A 1,008-nucleotide genomic window follows, 5' to 3' on the forward strand; every position below is an offset into this window, starting at 1 on the left:
GGATAAGCCCAGGCGGCTGATCGGTGGTTTGTGCTTCAGGCTGGCATGGGGTCGGTGCCAGTTGTAGTCATGCAGCCAGTACGGCAGATAGGCCGCGCGCTCGTCGGCGTTCTGATAGACATGGGCATACGCCCATTCGTGTAGCGCGGTCTGAATCCAGCGTTCGGCCTTTCCGTTGGTACGCGGCCGGTAGGGCTGCGTGCGCCTGTGCTTGAGTCCGAGTCGGCGACAGGCCTTGGCAAAACGGCGGGACCGATAACAGGCCCCGTTGTCGGTCAGCACGGCTTTGAAGCGCACGCCCAGACGGCGGTAGTAACGCAAGGCCGCCATTAGCGCTCGGACCGCGCTGGCCGCGGTTTCGTCCGGCCAGATCGTGGCGTGCGCGACCCGGCTGTGGTCATCGATGGCCATATGGACATAGTCCCAGCCGGCACCGCGGGACTTGCCGCGTCGATCGCCCGTGACGCGATGGCCGGGGCGCGTAAAACGATTCACTTTCTTGATATCCAGGTGCAATAGATCGCCCGGCGCGGCGTGTTCGTAGCGCTGCGCAGGCTGTGAGGGTTCAAGCGCCGATAATCGATTCAAGCCGGCGCGTTGAAGCACGCGCGCAACCGTCGCGCGGGGCACGCCAGTCTTACGCACGATCGCGCGATAAATAAGCCGTTGTCGGCGCAACCGGATAATACGGGTGCGCTGCGCTTGGCTCAGCCGGTGCGGACACCGTCGCGGTCGACAGCTCCGGTTGGCCAACCCGGCCCAGCCTTCGCGTCGATAGCGATCCAACCATTTGTAGACGGTGCGTGGACTCACGGCCATGGCCTGGGCGACATCAACGGGTCTGAGTCCTTGTTCGATCACGCGCCGCACCAGCACCTGTCGACTGTGCGTCGTGAGTCGCGCATTCTTGTGCGTGTTCATCCGGGTCGCTCCTTAGGTCTGACGGATTTCAGCACCCATCAGCTTCAAGGCTTGCGGCTCGGATGAACAATCTACTGAGAGGTCACA

The 1,008-nt window shown here is 63.1% G+C and carries 1 protein-coding gene; it reads right to left on the reverse strand.

Annotation, left to right across the window (positions count from 1 at the left end; all coding sequences use genetic code 11):
- The coding region (locus S4A8_RS19110; protein WP_353221329.1) for an IS481 family transposase at positions 1-921 on the reverse strand (921 nt) is incomplete at its 3' end.
- Between the last annotated feature and the right edge of the window lie 87 nt (positions 922-1,008).

It is taken from the genome of Salinisphaera sp. S4-8, assembly GCF_040361235.1.
In the GTDB taxonomy this organism is placed as follows: Bacteria; Pseudomonadota; Gammaproteobacteria; order Nevskiales; family Salinisphaeraceae; genus Salinisphaera.